The sequence below is a fragment of the Denitromonas halophila genome (assembly GCF_007625155.1).
GTDB lineage: Bacteria > Pseudomonadota > Gammaproteobacteria > Burkholderiales > Rhodocyclaceae > Nitrogeniibacter > Nitrogeniibacter halophilus.
This window is the reverse complement of the sequence record NZ_VMNK01000016.1, coordinates 18,715-32,798: the sequence shown is the minus strand read 5'-3', so window position 1 is coordinate 32,798 and position 14,084 is coordinate 18,715. Positions and strand designations below refer to the sequence as shown.

The 14,084-nt window shown below is 66.2% G+C and carries 16 protein-coding genes; 3 read left to right on the top strand and 13 right to left on the bottom strand.

The features are described from left to right. Positions 1–19 precede the first annotated feature (19 nt). The 12 genes from serA to FHP91_RS17075 form a co-directional block, all read right to left on the bottom strand. Positions 20–1,252, bottom strand: a complete 1,233-nt coding sequence (serA, locus tag FHP91_RS17130; protein WP_144310748.1) for a phosphoglycerate dehydrogenase — start codon at positions 1,250–1,252, stop codon at positions 20–22. Positions 1,253–1,414: 162 nt separating this feature from the next. Then, positions 1,415–1,984 carry a putative Fe-S cluster assembly protein SufT gene (gene sufT / locus FHP91_RS17125; protein WP_144310747.1) on the bottom strand — a complete coding sequence of 190 codons (570 nt, stop codon included), beginning with the start codon at positions 1,982–1,984 and terminating at the stop codon, positions 1,415–1,417. A gap of 10 nt (positions 1,985–1,994) precedes the next feature. Next, the gene (gene sufU, locus FHP91_RS17120) at positions 1,995–2,447 is read right to left on the bottom strand and encodes a Fe-S cluster assembly sulfur transfer protein SufU (protein ID WP_186301606.1); all 453 of its coding nucleotides are present in this window, start codon (positions 2,445–2,447) and stop codon (positions 1,995–1,997) included. Further along, positions 2,444–3,709 (bottom strand): cysteine desulfurase, encoded by a 1,266-nt coding sequence (locus FHP91_RS17115; protein ID WP_186301605.1) that lies wholly within the window; start codon positions 3,707–3,709, stop codon positions 2,444–2,446. Before FHP91_RS17115 ends, sufU begins: the two co-directional genes overlap by 4 nt. Further along, entirely contained in the window at positions 3,706–5,016 is a 1,311-nt protein-coding gene (gene sufD, locus FHP91_RS17110) for a Fe-S cluster assembly protein SufD (protein WP_144310746.1), read from the bottom strand. The genes FHP91_RS17115 and sufD overlap by 4 nt, the downstream gene beginning before the upstream one ends. Next, complete coding sequence (gene sufC, locus FHP91_RS17105; RefSeq protein ID WP_144310745.1) at positions 5,013–5,798, bottom strand: Fe-S cluster assembly ATPase SufC; 786 nt, start codon at positions 5,796–5,798, stop codon at positions 5,013–5,015. Before sufC ends, sufD begins: the two co-directional genes overlap by 4 nt. 58 nt (positions 5,799–5,856) lie before the next feature. Beyond that, positions 5,857–7,308 (bottom strand): Fe-S cluster assembly protein SufB, encoded by a 1,452-nt coding sequence (gene sufB / locus FHP91_RS17100; protein ID WP_144310744.1) that lies wholly within the window; start codon positions 7,306–7,308, stop codon positions 5,857–5,859. Positions 7,309–7,324: 16 nt separating this feature from the next. Further along, positions 7,325–7,795, bottom strand: a complete 471-nt coding sequence (locus tag FHP91_RS17095; RefSeq protein ID WP_144174149.1) for an SUF system Fe-S cluster assembly regulator — start codon at positions 7,793–7,795, stop codon at positions 7,325–7,327. Further along, positions 7,783–7,977 carry a hypothetical protein gene (locus tag FHP91_RS17090; RefSeq protein ID WP_144310743.1) on the bottom strand — a complete coding sequence of 65 codons (195 nt, stop codon included), beginning with the start codon at positions 7,975–7,977 and terminating at the stop codon, positions 7,783–7,785. Before FHP91_RS17090 ends, FHP91_RS17095 begins: the two co-directional genes overlap by 13 nt. A gap of 142 nt (positions 7,978–8,119) precedes the next feature. Continuing rightward, positions 8,120–9,469 (bottom strand): ATP-binding protein, encoded by a 1,350-nt coding sequence (locus FHP91_RS17085; protein WP_186301604.1) that lies wholly within the window; start codon positions 9,467–9,469, stop codon positions 8,120–8,122. 148 nt (positions 9,470–9,617) lie between these two features. Beyond that, positions 9,618–10,280 carry a response regulator transcription factor gene (locus FHP91_RS17080; RefSeq protein ID WP_144310741.1) on the bottom strand — a complete coding sequence of 221 codons (663 nt, stop codon included), beginning with the start codon at positions 10,278–10,280 and terminating at the stop codon, positions 9,618–9,620. After that, complete coding sequence (locus FHP91_RS17075) at positions 10,280–10,600, bottom strand: PepSY domain-containing protein (protein WP_186301603.1); 321 nt, start codon at positions 10,598–10,600, stop codon at positions 10,280–10,282. Before FHP91_RS17075 ends, FHP91_RS17080 begins: the two co-directional genes overlap by 1 nt. A 142-nt stretch (positions 10,601–10,742) precedes the next feature. Between FHP91_RS17075 and FHP91_RS17070 the strand changes: the two genes are divergently transcribed. From FHP91_RS17070 to FHP91_RS17060, 3 genes are read left to right on the top strand one after another with little or no spacing between them, the layout of a single operon-like run. Then, on the top strand, positions 10,743–11,156 hold the full coding sequence (locus FHP91_RS17070) for a DUF1924 domain-containing protein (protein ID WP_246116350.1): 414 nt from the start codon (positions 10,743–10,745) through the stop codon (positions 11,154–11,156). Positions 11,157–11,172: 16 nt separating this feature from the next. After that, positions 11,173–11,667, top strand: a complete 495-nt coding sequence (locus FHP91_RS17065; RefSeq protein ID WP_144310738.1) for a diheme cytochrome c — start codon at positions 11,173–11,175, stop codon at positions 11,665–11,667. A 47-nt stretch (positions 11,668–11,714) separates the two neighbouring features. Then, positions 11,715–13,010 carry a ferredoxin reductase family protein gene (locus FHP91_RS17060; RefSeq protein ID WP_144310737.1) on the top strand — a complete coding sequence of 432 codons (1,296 nt, stop codon included), beginning with the start codon at positions 11,715–11,717 and terminating at the stop codon, positions 13,008–13,010. 151 nt (positions 13,011–13,161) lie between these two features. On the opposite strand, the gene FHP91_RS17055 is transcribed toward FHP91_RS17060, so the two are convergent. After that, positions 13,162–14,067 (bottom strand): LysR family transcriptional regulator, encoded by a 906-nt coding sequence (locus FHP91_RS17055; RefSeq protein ID WP_144310736.1) that lies wholly within the window; start codon positions 14,065–14,067, stop codon positions 13,162–13,164. Positions 14,068–14,084 lie beyond the last annotated feature (17 nt).

Sequence of the window (14,084 nt, the reverse complement as noted above, 5' to 3'; positions counted from 1 at the left end):
AACCAAAGCGACTATTCGATTACCGCACCAGCGTTCGGCACCTCAAAGTCCCGTCAATCCCCCGCAACCGCTTGAGGTCGTCCGCCGATAGTTCGGCATCGATATCAATCGCCGCATACCCCAGCTCGGGTCCGGTTTGCAGGTACTGCGCGGCGATGTTGATGCCGGCGGCGGAGACGATGTCGTTGATTTTGGCGAGGACGCCGGGGACGTTGCGGTGGATGTGGAGGATGCGGGTGGCGCCGTGTTGGACGGGGAGGGAGAGCTCGGGGAAGTTGACGGCCATGAGCACGGAGCCGTTCTGGCCGTAGCGCATGAGGTGGGTGGCGACTTCGGTGCCGATGTTTTCTTGCGCTTCGAGCGTGGAGCCACCGATGTGCGGGGTAAGGATGACGTTGTCGAAGCGGGTCAGCGGTGAGGTGAAGGCGTCGCTGTTGCCGCCGGGTTCTTGCGGGAAGACGTCGATGGCGGCGCCGCGCAGGTGACCGCTGGCCAGCGCCTGGGCGAGGGCGTCGATGTCGACGACGGTGCCGCGCGAGGCGTTGATGAGGTGGCTGCCGGGTTTCATCTGCGCGAGGCGTTTGGCGTTGATGAGGTTCTGGGTGGCGGGGGTTTGAGGCACATGCAGGCTGACGACGTCGGCTTGGGCGAGCAGGGTGTCGAGCGTTGGGACGGCGTGGGCGTTGCCCAGCGCGAGGCGGCTTTCGATGTCGTGGTAGAGCACGCGCATGCCGAGTTGTTCGGCGAGGATGCCGATCTGGGTGCCGATGTGACCGTAGCCGATGATGCCGAGGGTTTTGCCGCGCGCTTCGTGCGAGCCGGTGGCGTGTTTCATCCAGCCGCCGCGGTGCTGGGCGGCGTTCTTTTCGGGGATGCCGCGCAGCAGCATGATGATTTCGGCGAGCACCAGCTCGGCGACGCTGCGGGTGTTGGAGAAGGGGGCGTTGAACACCGGGATGCCGCGCCGTGCGGCGGCGGCGAGGTCAACCTGGTTGGTGCCGATGCAGAAGCAGCCGATGGCGAGCAGGTGCGGGGCTTTGTCGAGCACGGCCTCGGTCAGGTGGGTGCGGGAGCGGATGCCGATGAAGTGGGCCTTGGCGATGGCGGCGGTGAGTGCGTCGCCCGACAGGGCGGTGGCGTGTTGCTCGACATGGGTGTAGCCGTGGCTTTCGAACACGTCTACGGCAGAGGCGTGGATGCCTTCGAGCAGGACGCAGCGCAGAGTGTCGGGGTGGAAGGCTTCGTCGATCATGTTGGGGGCTCCGGTTTCTGTCGGGCGGCGGTATTGGCGGGTTGAAGCCCGCCCTGCATTGGGCACGCCGACCCGGTTCGCGGTGGCGGGTTGAAACCCGCCTTACGGGGTGATGCCTTGCTGTTGGTAGGTTCGGCTTCCGCCGACCTGGGTGCATTGCGCCTAGAACATGCCCATTTCAAGCCGTGCGGCGTCGCTCATCATTTCGCGGCTCCAGGGTGGGTCCCACACGAGATTGACTTCGGCCTCTTTGACGCCAGGGATGTCGAGCAGCTTGGCGTGGGCTTCGTCGGCGATGACGGTGCCCATGCCGCAGCCGGGCGCGGTGAGTGTCATGTTGACCGTGAGGCGGAAGCTGTCGGGCTCGATCATTTCGGCGGTGCAGGCGTAGACCAGGCCGAGATTGACGATGTCGATCGGGATCTCGGGGTCGAAGCAGGTGCCCAGCTGTGTCCACGCGGCTTGCTCGATGCTGTCGATGCTGCGCTCGCCGCTGTCGGCGGGCGGCGGCGTGGCAGGCAGCTGCGGCTCCAGCCCGAGGGCGTCGGCGTTGCGTTCGTCAATGCGATACAGGTTGCCGCCGCACATGACGGTAATCGAGCCACCGAGGCGCTGGGTGATGAGCGCGTAGTTGCCCGCCTCCAGCGTTTCGGGGTTACCCCAGGGCACGCTGACTGCGGCGCAGTCGCGTAGCAGGGTGCGGGAGTCGGTTTCGCCGTAGGCGTCGCCCATGATGCGTTCCTTATTCCGTGCGCGCGGGGTCGTGATCCCCGATCAGCGCGTTGTGCAGGGTGTGCCAGGCCAGCGTGGCGCATTTGACCCGGGCGGGAAATTCGCGCACGCCAGTGAGCACGGCGAGCTTGCCGAAATCTCGCTCGGGCGGGGTCTCGGTGAGCAGGGCGTGGAAGTCTTTGAACAGCGCTTCGACTTCGGCCACCGTCTTGCCTTTTACGGCCTCGGTCATGAGCGAGGCGGAGGCGGTGGAGATGGCGCAGCCGTGGCCGACAAAACTCACGTCTTCGATCACGTCGTTGTTGATGCGCAAATACACCGTGAGCTGGTCGCCGCACAGCGGGTTGTGGCCGTCGGCGTGGTGGTCGGCCTCGGGCATGTCATGAAAGTTACGCGGCTGGCGGTTGTGATCGAAGATCACCTCCTGGTAGAGCTCGCGCAGGTTGCCGTCCATGGCGCTCATGGTCTTTTCCTCGTGCCGAACAGGGTTTGCGCCTTCTCGATGGCGGTGACCAGCGCGGCGATGTCAGTGTCATCGTTATAGACGGCCAGCGAGGCGCGCGCTGTGCCGGGGATGCCGAAGCGGGTCATCAGCGGCATGGCGCAGTGGTGGCCGGCGCGGATGGCGACGCCTTCGCTGTCCAGAATGGTGCCCAAGTCGTGCGGGTGAATGTGCTCGATCATGAAAGACAGAATGCCCGCCTTGTGGGCCGCGGTGCCCACCATGCGCAGGCCGGGGATGGCGCTGAGCGCGGCGGTGGCGTGCTCGAGCAGGGCGTGCTCATGCGCCACAATGCGGTCCATGCCGAGGGCCTGCACATAGTCGATAGCGGCGGCCAGCGCGACGGCGCCGGCGATGTTGGGCGTGCCGGCCTCGAAGCGCTGCGGCGCTTCAGCGTAGGTGCTGCGCTCGAAGCTGACGGTGCGGATCATGTCGCCGCCGCCTTGCCACGGCGGCATGTCGGCGAGCAACTCGGCACGGCCGTAGAGCACGCCGATGCCGGTGGGGCCGTAGAGCTTGTGGCCCGAGAAGGCGTAGAAATCGCAACCCAGCGCCTGCATGTCGACGGCCTGGTGGGCCACGGCTTGTGCGCCGTCGACCAGCACCACGGCGCCGACCGCATGCGCGTGCGCCACCATCTCGGCTACTGGGTTGACCGTGCCCAGCGCGTTGGAGATATGCGTGATGGCGACCAGCCGGGTGCGTGGGCTCAGCAGCGCGTCGAAGCTGTCGAGCTCGACCTCGCCGATTTCATTGACCGGCGCGACCTTGAGCACCGCACCGGTCTGCTCGCACAGCATCTGCCAGGGCACGATGTTGGAGTGGTGCTCCAGCGTGGTGATGAGGATCTCGTCGCCCGCGGTGAGCTGCTTGCGCCCCCAGGTGTTGGCGACCAGGTTGATGGCCTCGGTGGTGCCGCGGGTGAAGATGATCTCATCCGCACGCGCGGCGCCGATAAAGCGCTGCACGGTGGCGCGCGCGGCGTCATACAGTTCGGTGGCGTGTTGCGACAGCCAGTGCACACCGCGGTGGATGTTGGCATTCGACTCGCGATAGAAGCGCGCCTCGGCCTCGATCACCGCCGTCGGCTTTTGCGTGGTGGCGCCGTTGTCGAGATAGACCAGCCGGCGGCCGTGCACCGGCCGGGCGAGGATGGGAAAGTCATCCGCCACCGGCAAGCGGGTGGCGGCCGGCGCGCGGAGCGGATCAGCGACGGTGTTCACAACAGTTCCTCCAGCAGTTCACCTCCGGGCAGGCGCGCCATGAGCGCGGCGCGGGCTTGCTTGCGCAGCGGCAGCAGCGCGATGCGGTCGAGCGCTTCGGCTGCGAAGGCATAGGTGAGCAGGCGGCGGGCGTGGGCGTCGTCCAGGCCGCGGGTTTGCAAATAGAACAGGCTGTCCTCGTCCATCTGTCCGACCGTGGCGCCGTGGGCGCATTTCACGTCGTCGGCGTAGATCTCGAGCTCGGGCCGGGCATCGGCTTCGGCTGCGCGCGAGAGCAGCAGGTTGTCGCAGCGCTGCATGGCGTCGCTGCGCTGGGCATCCTTGGCGACGATGATGCGGCCGGTGAATACCCCGCGCGAGTTGCCATCGAGCAGGCCACGGTAGAACTCGCGGCTGTTGCCGCGCGGCTGGGCGTGGTTGATGCTGGTGTGGTGGTCCACATGGCGCCGGCCGTCGAGGTGATAGAGGCCATTGAGCAGCGTGTCGCAGCCTTCGCCGTCGAAGCGGGTGTGGATATCGTTGCGCGCCAGCCGGGCGCCGAAGGACAGCGAGTGCGAGGCAAAGTGCGCGCCACGCGCTTGAGTCGCGTTGATGCTGGCGAGGTGGATGGCGGGCTCGGCTTCTTGCTGCAGCTTGAGGTGGGTGATGCGCGCGTCGGCGTCCACCTGCAGCCGGGTGGCGGCGGTGGTGAGCGTGGTGGCCTCGCCTTCGCCCAGGTAGTGCTCGACGATGGTCGCTTCGCTGTTGGCTTCGGCGACGATCAGGTTGCGCAGGTGCTGGCTGGCGTCGGTGGCGTTGGTGATGAACACCAGATGCACCGGGGCCTCCAGCGCCACGCCGCGCGGCAGGCGCAGCCAGGCGCCGTCAGTCGCGAGCGCGAGGTTGAGCGCGGCCGGGCTGTCGCCATCGGTGGCGCTGCCGAAGGCGGCTTGCACCGCCTCGGGGTGCTGGTCCAGCGCGTCGGCCAGGCTCGTCAGTTGCACACCGGCGGGCAGGGCGCCGATGTCCGACAGTTCCGCATTGAACCGCCCACCAACAAACACCAGCCAGTGGCCGGCGTCGTCGCCCCGCAGGCGGGCGAGGGCGGCCGCGGCGTCGGGCGCGACGGCGTTGGCGGCGAAGTCTTGCTGGTCCATGAAGGCCAGCGAGGTGTGCTGCCAGCGCGGGTGGCGGCGGGTGGGCCAGCCTTCGTCGGCGAAGCGGTAGATGGCCTGGCGGCGCAGATCAGCCAGCCAGGGCAGCGCGGCACCGGGTTGCTGTGCCGAGCGCGCGTGGAAGGCGGACACCCAGGTGTCGACAGCGCTCATTGGGCACCTCCCGCGGCCGGCGGGGCGGCGTGAATCTCGCCCGCGTCGCCGATCCAGCCATAGCCTTTTTCTTCGAGCTCAAGCGCCAGCTCGCGGCCGCCGGAGCGCACGATGCGGCCTTGCGACAGCACATGCACATGGTCGGGCACGATGTAGTCGAGCAGGCGCTGGTAGTGGGTGATGACGATCAGCGCGCGATCGGGCGAGCGCAGGCGATTGACGCCGTCGGCCACCACCTTGAGCGCGTCGATGTCGAGGCCGGAGTCGGTCTCGTCGAGGATCGCCAGACGCGGTTCGAGCAGCGCCATCTGCAGCACTTCGTTTCGCTTTTTCTCGCCGCCGGAGAAGCCTTCGTTCACCGCGCGGTAGAGGAATTCTTCTTTCATGCCGACGGCTTTCATCTCGGCCTTGACGCGGGTGAGGAAGTCCATGGCGTCGAACTCGGGCAGGCCGCGGTGCTTGCGAATGGCGTTGACCGCTGCCTTGAGGAAGTAAGCGTTCGACACGCCGGGGATCTCGACCGGGTACTGGAAGGCGAGGAACAGGCCGGCGCGGGCGCGCTCTTCGATGGGCATGGCGAGCAGGTCCTGACCGTCCCAGGTGACGGAGCCGCCATCGACCTGGAAGGTATCGCGGCCAGCCAGCACTTGTGACAGCGTGCTCTTGCCCGAGCCGTTGGGGCCCATGATGGCGTGCACTTCGCCGGCCTTCACTTGCAGGTCGAGGCCTTTGAGGATGTCTTTGCCTTCAACCGAGGCTTTGAGGTTTTTGATATCGAGCATGCGTAAATCTCCTGAGTTTGCTTTGACGGGACGTGATGCTGTGCTTGCGTCCCGATCCTTATCCGATGCTGCCTTCGAGGCTGACGCCGAGCAGCTTTTGCGCCTCGACGGCGAATTCCATGGGCAGTTCCTTGAACACCTCGCGGCAGAAACCATTGACGATCATCGACACCGCGTCTTCGGCGGTGAGGCCGCGCTGCATGGCGTAGAAGAGCTGGTCTTCGCCGATGCGTGAGGTGGTCGCCTCGTGCTCGACATGGGCTGTGGGGTTGCGCGCCTCGATGGTCGGGAAGGTGTGGGCCGCGCACTGATCGCCGATGAGCAGCGAGTCGCACTGCGTGTAGTTGCGCGCGCCTTCGGCTTTGGGGCTGATGCGCACCAGGCCGCGAAAGGTGTTGCTGCCGCGCCCGGCTGAGATGCCTTTCGACAAAATGGTGCTCTTGGTATTGCGGCCCATGTGGATCATTTTGGTGCCGGTGTCGGCCTGCTGGCGATGGTTGGAGAGCGCCACGGAGTGGAAGTCGCCCACCGAGTCGTCGCCGCGCAGGATCACGCTGGGGTATTTCCAGGTGATGGCCGAGCCGGTTTCCACCTGCGTCCAGGAGATGTGCGAACGCGCACCACGACAGTCGCCGCGCTTGGTGACGAAGTTGTAGATGCCGCCGATGCCGTCCTTGTCGCCGGGGTACCAGTTCTGCACCGTGGAGTACTTGATCTTGGCGTCGTCCAGCGCGATCAGCTCCACCACGGCGGCGTGGAGTTGATTTTCGTCGCGCATCGGCGCCGTACAGCCTTCGAGGTAGCTGACCGAGGCGCCTTCTTCGGCGATGATCAGCGTGCGCTCGAACTGGCCGGTGTCGCGGGCGTTGATGCGGAAGTAGGTGGACAACTCCATCGGGCACTTGACGCCTTTGGGGATGAACACGAAGGAGCCGTCGGAGAACACCGCCGAGTTGAGTGCGGCGTAAAAGTTGTCGCTCGGTGGCACCACGGTGCCGAGGTACTGGCGGATCAGCTCGGGGTGGGTTTTGACCGCCTCCGAGAACGAACAGAAGATGATGCCGTGCTCGCCCAGCTCCTTCTGGAAGGTGGTGGCCACCGACACCGAGTCGAACACCGCATCGACCGCCACGCCGGCCAGGCGCGCGCGTTCGTGCAGCGGCACGCCGAGCTTCTCGAAGGTTTTGAGCAGCTCGGGGTCGACCTCGTCGAGGCTCTTCGGGCCGTCTTTTTTCTTGGGCGCGGAGTAGTAGACGATGTCCTGGAAGTCGATGTCGGGGAAGTCGACCGCGGCCCATTTGGGGGCGGTCATGGTCAGCCAGCGACGATAGGCCTCGAGACGCCATTCGAGCAGGAACTCGGGCTCGCCTTTCTTGGCCGAGATCACGCGGATCACGTCTTCCGACAAGCCCTTGGGCAGGGTGTCTGCCTCGAGCAGGGTTTCGAAGCCGGCGGAATATTCCTGATCGAGAAAGCTGTCGATCTTCCGTGCGGGGGTGGCGGTTTTCATGGAAGACATCTCCTGGTTACTGCGGTGTGCATTTGATGGCGGGGGTGGCGTGTCGCACCATGCGGGCCTCGGTGGCCAGCGGCAGGGGCTCGACCATGTCGGCGAGGCAGACGTCGTCGAGCACGCGGCGCACCACGGTGTTGATGCGCTGCCAGTTGGCACGGATGCGGCAATCGCCTTCGATGTCGCAGGTGCCGGCGGTGGCGCTGCACTCGGTGAGGCCAAAGGGCTGGTCTTCGAGTGCGTCGATGATCTGGGCGACGCTGATCTGCGTGGCGGGGCGCGCCAGGGCGTAGCCGCCGCGCGCGCCGCGCACGCTGCTGACCAGCTCGTGCCGGCCGAGCGCCTTGAGCACCTTGCTGATCGTCGGCGCGTTCAGATGCAGGATCTGGGTCAGCTCGGCGACGCTGAACAGGTGGTCCGGAAAGCCCGCCATGTGCGTGAGCACCAGCGTGCCGTAGTCGGTCAGTTTGCTTACGCGCAGCATGTCTGGTCCTCGTCGTCCATCGGGGTGAGCCGAAGGCGGCCATCGTTGGCCGGGGTCCGGGTGGGCTGAGCCTGGCGATGCAACGTGCCAAGCAAGGTGACGGTCAGCGCCGGCGTGGGGAGCAGCCCGAAGTAGTGGGCCGAATCGGTAAGCAGGCGATGGATGGCCGGGGGGGTAATCATTGGGGCGGCTCCATGAGTGTTATGGTTTTAAATAGAACTATATTGGTCCTATTTGAATGCGTCAAGTCTGCGCACCACTTTTTTTGGTGAGCATCGTCGGGCTGAAACCCTTTGGGCAGTAGGGACTACAGACGGGGCCGGGCTAGGCGGCGGGCAGTTGCAGCGTGGCGCGCAGGCCGCCGAGCGGTGCAGTGTCGAGCCTCAGATCGCCGCCATAGACGCGGGCCAGATCATGCGCGATGGCCAGCCCGAGGCCGGAGCCGGGGGTGTGTTCATCGGCGCGCACGCCGCGCGCCAGCACTGCGCTGCGTTGCGCCTCTGACAGCCCGGGGCCGTCGTCGTCGATATGTACCGCGAGCTGGCCGTCATGGATGGCGGCGCTGATGGCCACCTGGGTGGCCGCCCATTTGCAGGCGTTGTCGAGCAGGTTGCCGAGCATCTCCTGCAGGTCCTGGGTGTCGCCCCGGCAGGTCAGGGTGTCGGCCACGTCGGCAACGGCGATGTGCAGATTGCGCTCGGCATGCAGGCGGCTCATGACCCGGATCAGGCCGTCGAGCACCGGGCGCAGCGGGGTCTTGAGGCCGGCTTGCTGGACGGCCGCCGCGGCGCGGGCGCGGGCGAGGTGGTAGTCCACCTGACGGCGGGCGTCGCCAACCTGCTCGTCGACCAGCCGGGCGAGGTCACTGCTGTCCTGACGAGCAGCGTTGGCGAGGATGCTCAGCGGCGTCTTGACCGCATGGGCGAGGTTGCCGGCCTGGGTGCGGGCGCGCTCGACCATGGCTTCGTCATGGGCGAGCAGGGTGTTGAGTTCATCGACCAGTGGTTGGACTTCCTGCGGGTAGTCGCCTTCGAGTCGGCGGGCGTGGCCGTCGCGCACCGCGCCGAGGGCGGCGCGCATGCGCTTGAGCGGGGCGAGGCCGACGCCCACTTGCACCACTGCCGCCGCGATCAGGCCGAGGGCGAGCACGCCGAGGGCAATGCTCAGCAGGGTTGAGAATTCTTCGACCGGCTCGTCGATTTGCCGGGTGTCGAGCGCGACGATCAGGCGGTAGGCGGTGTCGGGGTGTTCGGCGGGGCGGATGAGGCGCTCCATCATGCGCAGACGGCTGGCGTCGGGGCCGGGCACGTCGTGCACATGCACCTCACCGTCGGCCAGTGCGTCGCCGGGAACCGCCAGCGCGGTGTCCCACAGCGAGCGCGAGCGCAGCAGGCCGATGGTGCCGGCCGGGCCGCCATCCACCTGCCAGTAGAGGCCGGCATAGGGGCGGCTCAAGCGGGGGTCGGACAGTGGCATGCGCAGTGTGGCGGTGCCGTCGGGGGCGATATCGAAGAGTGCGGTGAGCTGATCGAGATGGCCGTTCAGTTCTGCGTCGACTCGCTCGCGCACATGCTGGCTGAACAGATCTGCCAACAGGAAGCCGGCGATTGCGACGGCGGCAAGAATCCACACCAGCGAACCGGCAAGCAGGCGCAGGCGCAGTGATCGGTGCATTGCAGGTCGTGGACTCACGGAACGATTTTCCCGTCGCGGGTGTGACGGAGGTTTGGCCGTGCAAAGCCAGCCCGTCGCGCTGGCGCGGAGCGCCTGCGCTCCCCTCGGAGGGGTGTCGAGCGTCCGTCGGGCGGTCGTGCGGCTAAGCTCATGCCGGCTCAATCAGCCGGTAGCCGAGGCCGCGCACGGTTTCGATCATGCCCTCGGGCAGCTTCTTGCGCAGCCGGCCGACAAAGACTTCGATGGTGTTGGAGTCGCGGTCGAAGTCTTGTGCGTAGAGGTGTTCGGTGAGCTCGGTGCGCGAGATGACCTTGCCGGGGTGGTGCATGAAGTAGCTCAGCACACGGTATTCATGGCTGGTGAGCGAGACCGGCTGGCCGTCGCGGGTGAGCTGGCTGTTGCGGGTGTCGAGGCACAGCGGGCCGCAGTTGAGCAGGGCGCTGGCATGGCCGCCGGCGCGGCGGATGAGGGCGCGCAGGCGGGCCAGCAGCTCGGCCATGTGGAAAGGCTTGGTGAGGTAGTCGTCGGCGCCGGCGTCGATGCCGGCCACCTTCTGATGCCAGTCGTCACGCGCGGTGAGGATCAGCACCGGCATGGCTCGCCCGGCACTGCGCCATTTGCCGAGCACGGTGAGCCCGTCCATCTGTGGCAGGCCGAGGTCGAGCACCACGGCGTCGAAGGGCTCGGTGTCGCCGAGGTAGTGCGCATCGAGACCGTTGTCGGCGCGATCGACCGCGTAACCGGCGTCTGTCAGCGCGTCGGTCAGTTGCTGGGCGAGGGTGGGTTCGTCTTCGACGACCAGGATGCGCATCAACGTTCTCCTTGTTCGTTGCGACCGCGGTACTTGCCACGCGCTTTCAGAATGCGGGCGTCGGCGGCATTGACCTCCAGCTTGAGCAGGCGCCCGCCGGGTTGCACCAGCTTGATCTCGTAGATCCAGCGATCGTCGTCGTCTTCGAGTTCGACCTCGAGCACCTTGCCGGGGTAGTCCAGCGCCACGCGTTCGAGGATGGCGGGCAGCGGCATCACTTGGCCTGCGTCGAGCGCACGGCGGGCGCGGTCATGGTCGCTATCGGCCAGGCCGGGGGCGATCAGGGCGGTACTCAGCAGCAGGGCAAGGATCCAGCGCATGGTCAGTCTCCGTGTCTTCATGCCTATTTTCTACCCCTGTGTGGCTGAACGGGAGATGAACGTCCACTTCAGGAAGTGTTCAGGCGCTGCTGCGCACACTGCAAGCCATGACGAACAGTTGCTACTTCCGGCGGAGACGATGATGCAGACACTTTCTCGAACCTTGTTTCTGGTTGCACTGACAGCGATGTCGGCCGTGCAAGCCGCCCCGCGAGACGACATTCTCGCCGCTTATACCGCTCAGGCGAAAGCCGAGGACGCCACCTTTGCCGGTTTCTCGGCCGCGCGGGGCGAGGCGCTCCACCGCGACCGCCACAGTGGTGGCAAGGCGGACTCCCCGAGTTGCACCAGTTGCCATGGTGAGAACACTCGCGCCGCCGGCCGCACGCCGGTCGGCAAGTCCATCGAGCCGGTGGCGGTGTCGGTCGCGCCGACGCGATACACCGATGCGGCCAAGGTCGAGAAGTGGTTCCGGCGCAACTGTCGTGAGGTGCTGGGGCGTGAATGCAGCGCTCGCGAAAAAGGCGACTGGCTCGCCTTCATGACCACTCAATAACATCAGGAGACAGACCATGAAACCTTTGATCCGATCAATCGCCGTGGGCGTTGCCTTGTTTGCCGTCGGTGCCGTGATGCTCGAACGCGCCAAGGCCGGCAGCGACGAGTTCTTTGCGCCAGTCACCGATCCGCTCACTCGCCAGGAGTGTGGCAGTTGCCACATGGCCTTTCCGGCCGGGCTGCTGCCGGCACGCTCGTGGCAGAAAATGATGGGCGAGCTGGACAATCACTTTGGCGAAGACGCCAGCGTGGATGCCGCCACCGCCAAACAGATCACCACCTATCTGGTCGCTCATGCCGCCGATAGCACCGGTTATGGCGACATGCGCCGTTGGTTGCGCGGTGTGTCGGCCTCGGCCGCACCACAGCGCATCACCGAGTTGCCCAAGTGGGTGCGCGAGCATCGCGAGGTGTCGCCGCGTGAGTGGACGCGCAAGGAAATCGCCACTAAGGCCAACTGCGTGGCCTGCCACGTGGATGCCGAGCGTGGCTACTTTGAAGATGATTGAGATGGCGTTTATGCAGGCGTAATCGGGTACTGCAAGAGAGAATAATCATGAAAACCTTCCTCGCACTTTACGTGGCTGGCGTCGCGCTGATCTGGGCGCTGGCGGGTGGCGCACCGGATCAGGGTGGCGGCGCGCTGCCGTGGATGCTGCGCCATCAGGCGCTCTACCTCACCGGCCTGTGGGCCTTCTCGTTGATGTCGCTGATCATGCTGCTGGCGACCCGCCCGACGTGGCTGGAGCGCGCCTTCGGCGGACTCGACAAGATGTATCGGACCCACAAGTGGGCCGGCATCCTGGCCATCGGCTTCGCCGCGCTGCACTGGCTGGTGGAGATGTCCGACGACATCATCAAGGCGCTGTGGGGCCGTGCGGGGCGCTTGCCCAAGGAGCACGGCGACGGAATCTTTGAGGCGCTGCGCGATATGGCGGAAGAGCTTGGTGAGTGGGCGATCTACGCCTTGCTCGCCATGCTGGTGCTGACACTGTGGAAGCGCTTTCCCTTCCACCTGTGGCGCTATCTGCACAAGGCCATGCCGGTGCTGTATCTGGCGCTGGTGATCCATGCGGCCTTTCTGGCGCCGGTGGCTTATTGGTCGCAGCCGGTCGGCTGGATGCTGGCGGTCATGGCGGCGGCCGGGTCGACGGCAGCGCTGATGGCGCTGACCGGGCGCATCGGCCAGCGTCGGCGTCACGCCGGGACGGTGGCAGCGGTGAGCACGCCCGCCGCGGGCGTGACCGAGGTGGTGTGCCAACTGGCCGATTGGCCGGGGCATCGTGCGGGGCAGTTTGTGTTTCTCAACTTCGATCGCTTCGAGGGGCCGCACCCCTTCACCATTGCCAGTGCCGATGCGGGCGACGGCCGCTTGCGCTTCGAGATCAAGGCGCTGGGCGACTACACCGAGACACTGGCTCGCCGCGTGCAGGCCGGACAGCCGGTGACGGTCGAGGGGCCCTATGGTTGCTTTGACCACTCGCGAGCCCGCACCTGCGCTCGGCAGATCTGGGTGGCGGCCGGCGTGGGGGTAACACCTTTCCTGGCCTGGCTGGAATCCATGCAAGCGACGCCTGAACATGCGCTGTCGGCCGATCTGTACTACTGCGTGCGCAACCGTGACACCGATCCCTTTGTGTCGCGCGTGACCGACTTATGCGCGAACTTGCCGGCGGTGCGACTGACCGTCATCAGCACCGACCGCGAGGCGCCGCTGAGCGTCGAGCGAATGAAGGTGAACGGCGCGGCGGATGTGTGGTTCTGCGGGCCGAAGGCCTTCGGTGCGGCCTTGCGCGAGGGGCTGAGTCGCTGGCGGGTGCGCTTTCATCAGGAAGCCTTCGAGATGCGTTGAGTCACCCGACCGGCCCGGGCGGGTTGAAACCCGCCCTCAAGCTCGGCGTCGTAGGGCGGATAAGCGCAGCGCATCCGCCATCGGTGCCACGTCGGGGCCTTGTTCGGCGGATGCGCTGCGCTTATCCGCCCTACGGGGCGCGTCTCGCCGGTCAGCTGCCGCAGGCCTGAATCAAAAACTGGCGCAGGGCTTCGGCGGGCTCGGAGAGTTTGGCGTCTTTGGGCCAGATCAGGCCGACTTCCATGTGCGGGACGGCGTCGAGGATGGGCCGGGCTTCGATCTTCTTGCCTTCGAGCGACCAGGGGCGATAGACCATATCGCTGAGGATGGTGACGCCAAAGCCGTGCGCCACCATGCCGCGGACGGCTTCCATGACACTGGTGCGAAAGGCCACGCGGGGCTCCAGGCCGTTGTCGATCCAGAACCGGCGGTTGGCGTCTTCGCCGCCGTCGACGGTGAGCAGGATGTAGGGCTGGGTGGCGATGTCGGCCAGCGAGGGGTAAGGCGTTTGCAGCACCGGATGGCCGGCCGCTGCCCATAGCTGGCGGCGTGAGCGCATCAATACATGGTGGCCGAAGCGCTCGGGGTGCTCTACGTTGGAGAGTACGACCACGCCCAGTTCGAGCTTGCCGGACTCCACGGCGGCTTCCACTTCCAGCCGGCCCATGTCGTGCAGGTCCAGATCCACTTCCGGGTAGGTGGCGCGAAAGCGCGAAAACAAGGGCGGCAGAAAGTAACCCAGCACGGTGTAGGTGGCGGCGATGCGGATGCTGCCGCTGAGGCTGTCGGCGCAGAAGCGCGGTTCGCGCAGGGCGTCTTGCACCGAGTCGAGGATGTTGCCGGCGTGCTGATAAAAGCGATGACCTTCGGCGGTGAGGACGACGCCGTGGGGCAGGCGGTCGAACAGTTTGACGCCGAGGCGCTCTTCGAGCAGCAAGATGGCATTGGTGATGGCCGACTGCGACACAAACATCTTGGCCGCGGCCATCGAGAACTGCCCGGTTTCGGCGGCGGCGGTGAAGTAGCGCAGCTGGCGGAGCGTGATTTCACTTGCCATTACTTTTATTGATACCT

Excerpts from the sequence above, each read along its gene's own strand:
- serA (WP_144310748.1), bottom strand. The coding sequence starts at position 1,252 with ATGATCGACGAAGCCTTCCACCCCGACACTCTGCGCTGCGTCCTGCTC.
- sufT (WP_144310747.1), bottom strand. The coding sequence starts at position 1,984 with ATGGGCGACGCCTACGGCGAAACCGACTCCCGCACCCTGCTACGCGAC.
- sufU (WP_186301606.1), bottom strand. The coding sequence starts at position 2,447 with ATGAGCGCCATGGACGGCAACCTGCGCGAGCTCTACCAGGAGGTGATC.
- sufD (WP_144310746.1), bottom strand. The coding sequence starts at position 5,016 with ATGAGCGCTGTCGACACCTGGGTGTCCGCCTTCCACGCGCGCTCGGCA.
- sufC (WP_144310745.1), bottom strand. The coding sequence starts at position 5,798 with ATGCTCGATATCAAAAACCTCAAAGCCTCGGTTGAAGGCAAAGACATC.
- sufB (WP_144310744.1), bottom strand. The coding sequence starts at position 7,308 with ATGAAAACCGCCACCCCCGCACGGAAGATCGACAGCTTTCTCGATCAG.
- FHP91_RS17095 (WP_144174149.1), bottom strand. The coding sequence starts at position 7,795 with ATGCTGCGCGTAAGCAAACTGACCGACTACGGCACGCTGGTGCTCACG.
- FHP91_RS17090 (WP_144310743.1), bottom strand. The coding sequence starts at position 7,977 with ATGATTACCCCCCCGGCCATCCATCGCCTGCTTACCGATTCGGCCCAC.
- FHP91_RS17085 (WP_186301604.1), bottom strand. The coding sequence starts at position 9,469 with ATGCACCGATCACTGCGCCTGCGCCTGCTTGCCGGTTCGCTGGTGTGG.
- FHP91_RS17080 (WP_144310741.1), bottom strand. The coding sequence starts at position 10,280 with ATGCGCATCCTGGTCGTCGAAGACGAACCCACCCTCGCCCAGCAACTG.
- FHP91_RS17075 (WP_186301603.1), bottom strand. The coding sequence starts at position 10,600 with ATGCGCTGGATCCTTGCCCTGCTGCTGAGTACCGCCCTGATCGCCCCC.
- FHP91_RS17070 (WP_246116350.1), top strand. The coding sequence starts at position 10,743 with ATGCAGACACTTTCTCGAACCTTGTTTCTGGTTGCACTGACAGCGATG.
- FHP91_RS17065 (WP_144310738.1), top strand. The coding sequence starts at position 11,173 with ATGAAACCTTTGATCCGATCAATCGCCGTGGGCGTTGCCTTGTTTGCC.
- FHP91_RS17060 (WP_144310737.1), top strand. The coding sequence starts at position 11,715 with ATGAAAACCTTCCTCGCACTTTACGTGGCTGGCGTCGCGCTGATCTGG.
- FHP91_RS17055 (WP_144310736.1), bottom strand. The coding sequence starts at position 14,067 with ATGGCAAGTGAAATCACGCTCCGCCAGCTGCGCTACTTCACCGCCGCC.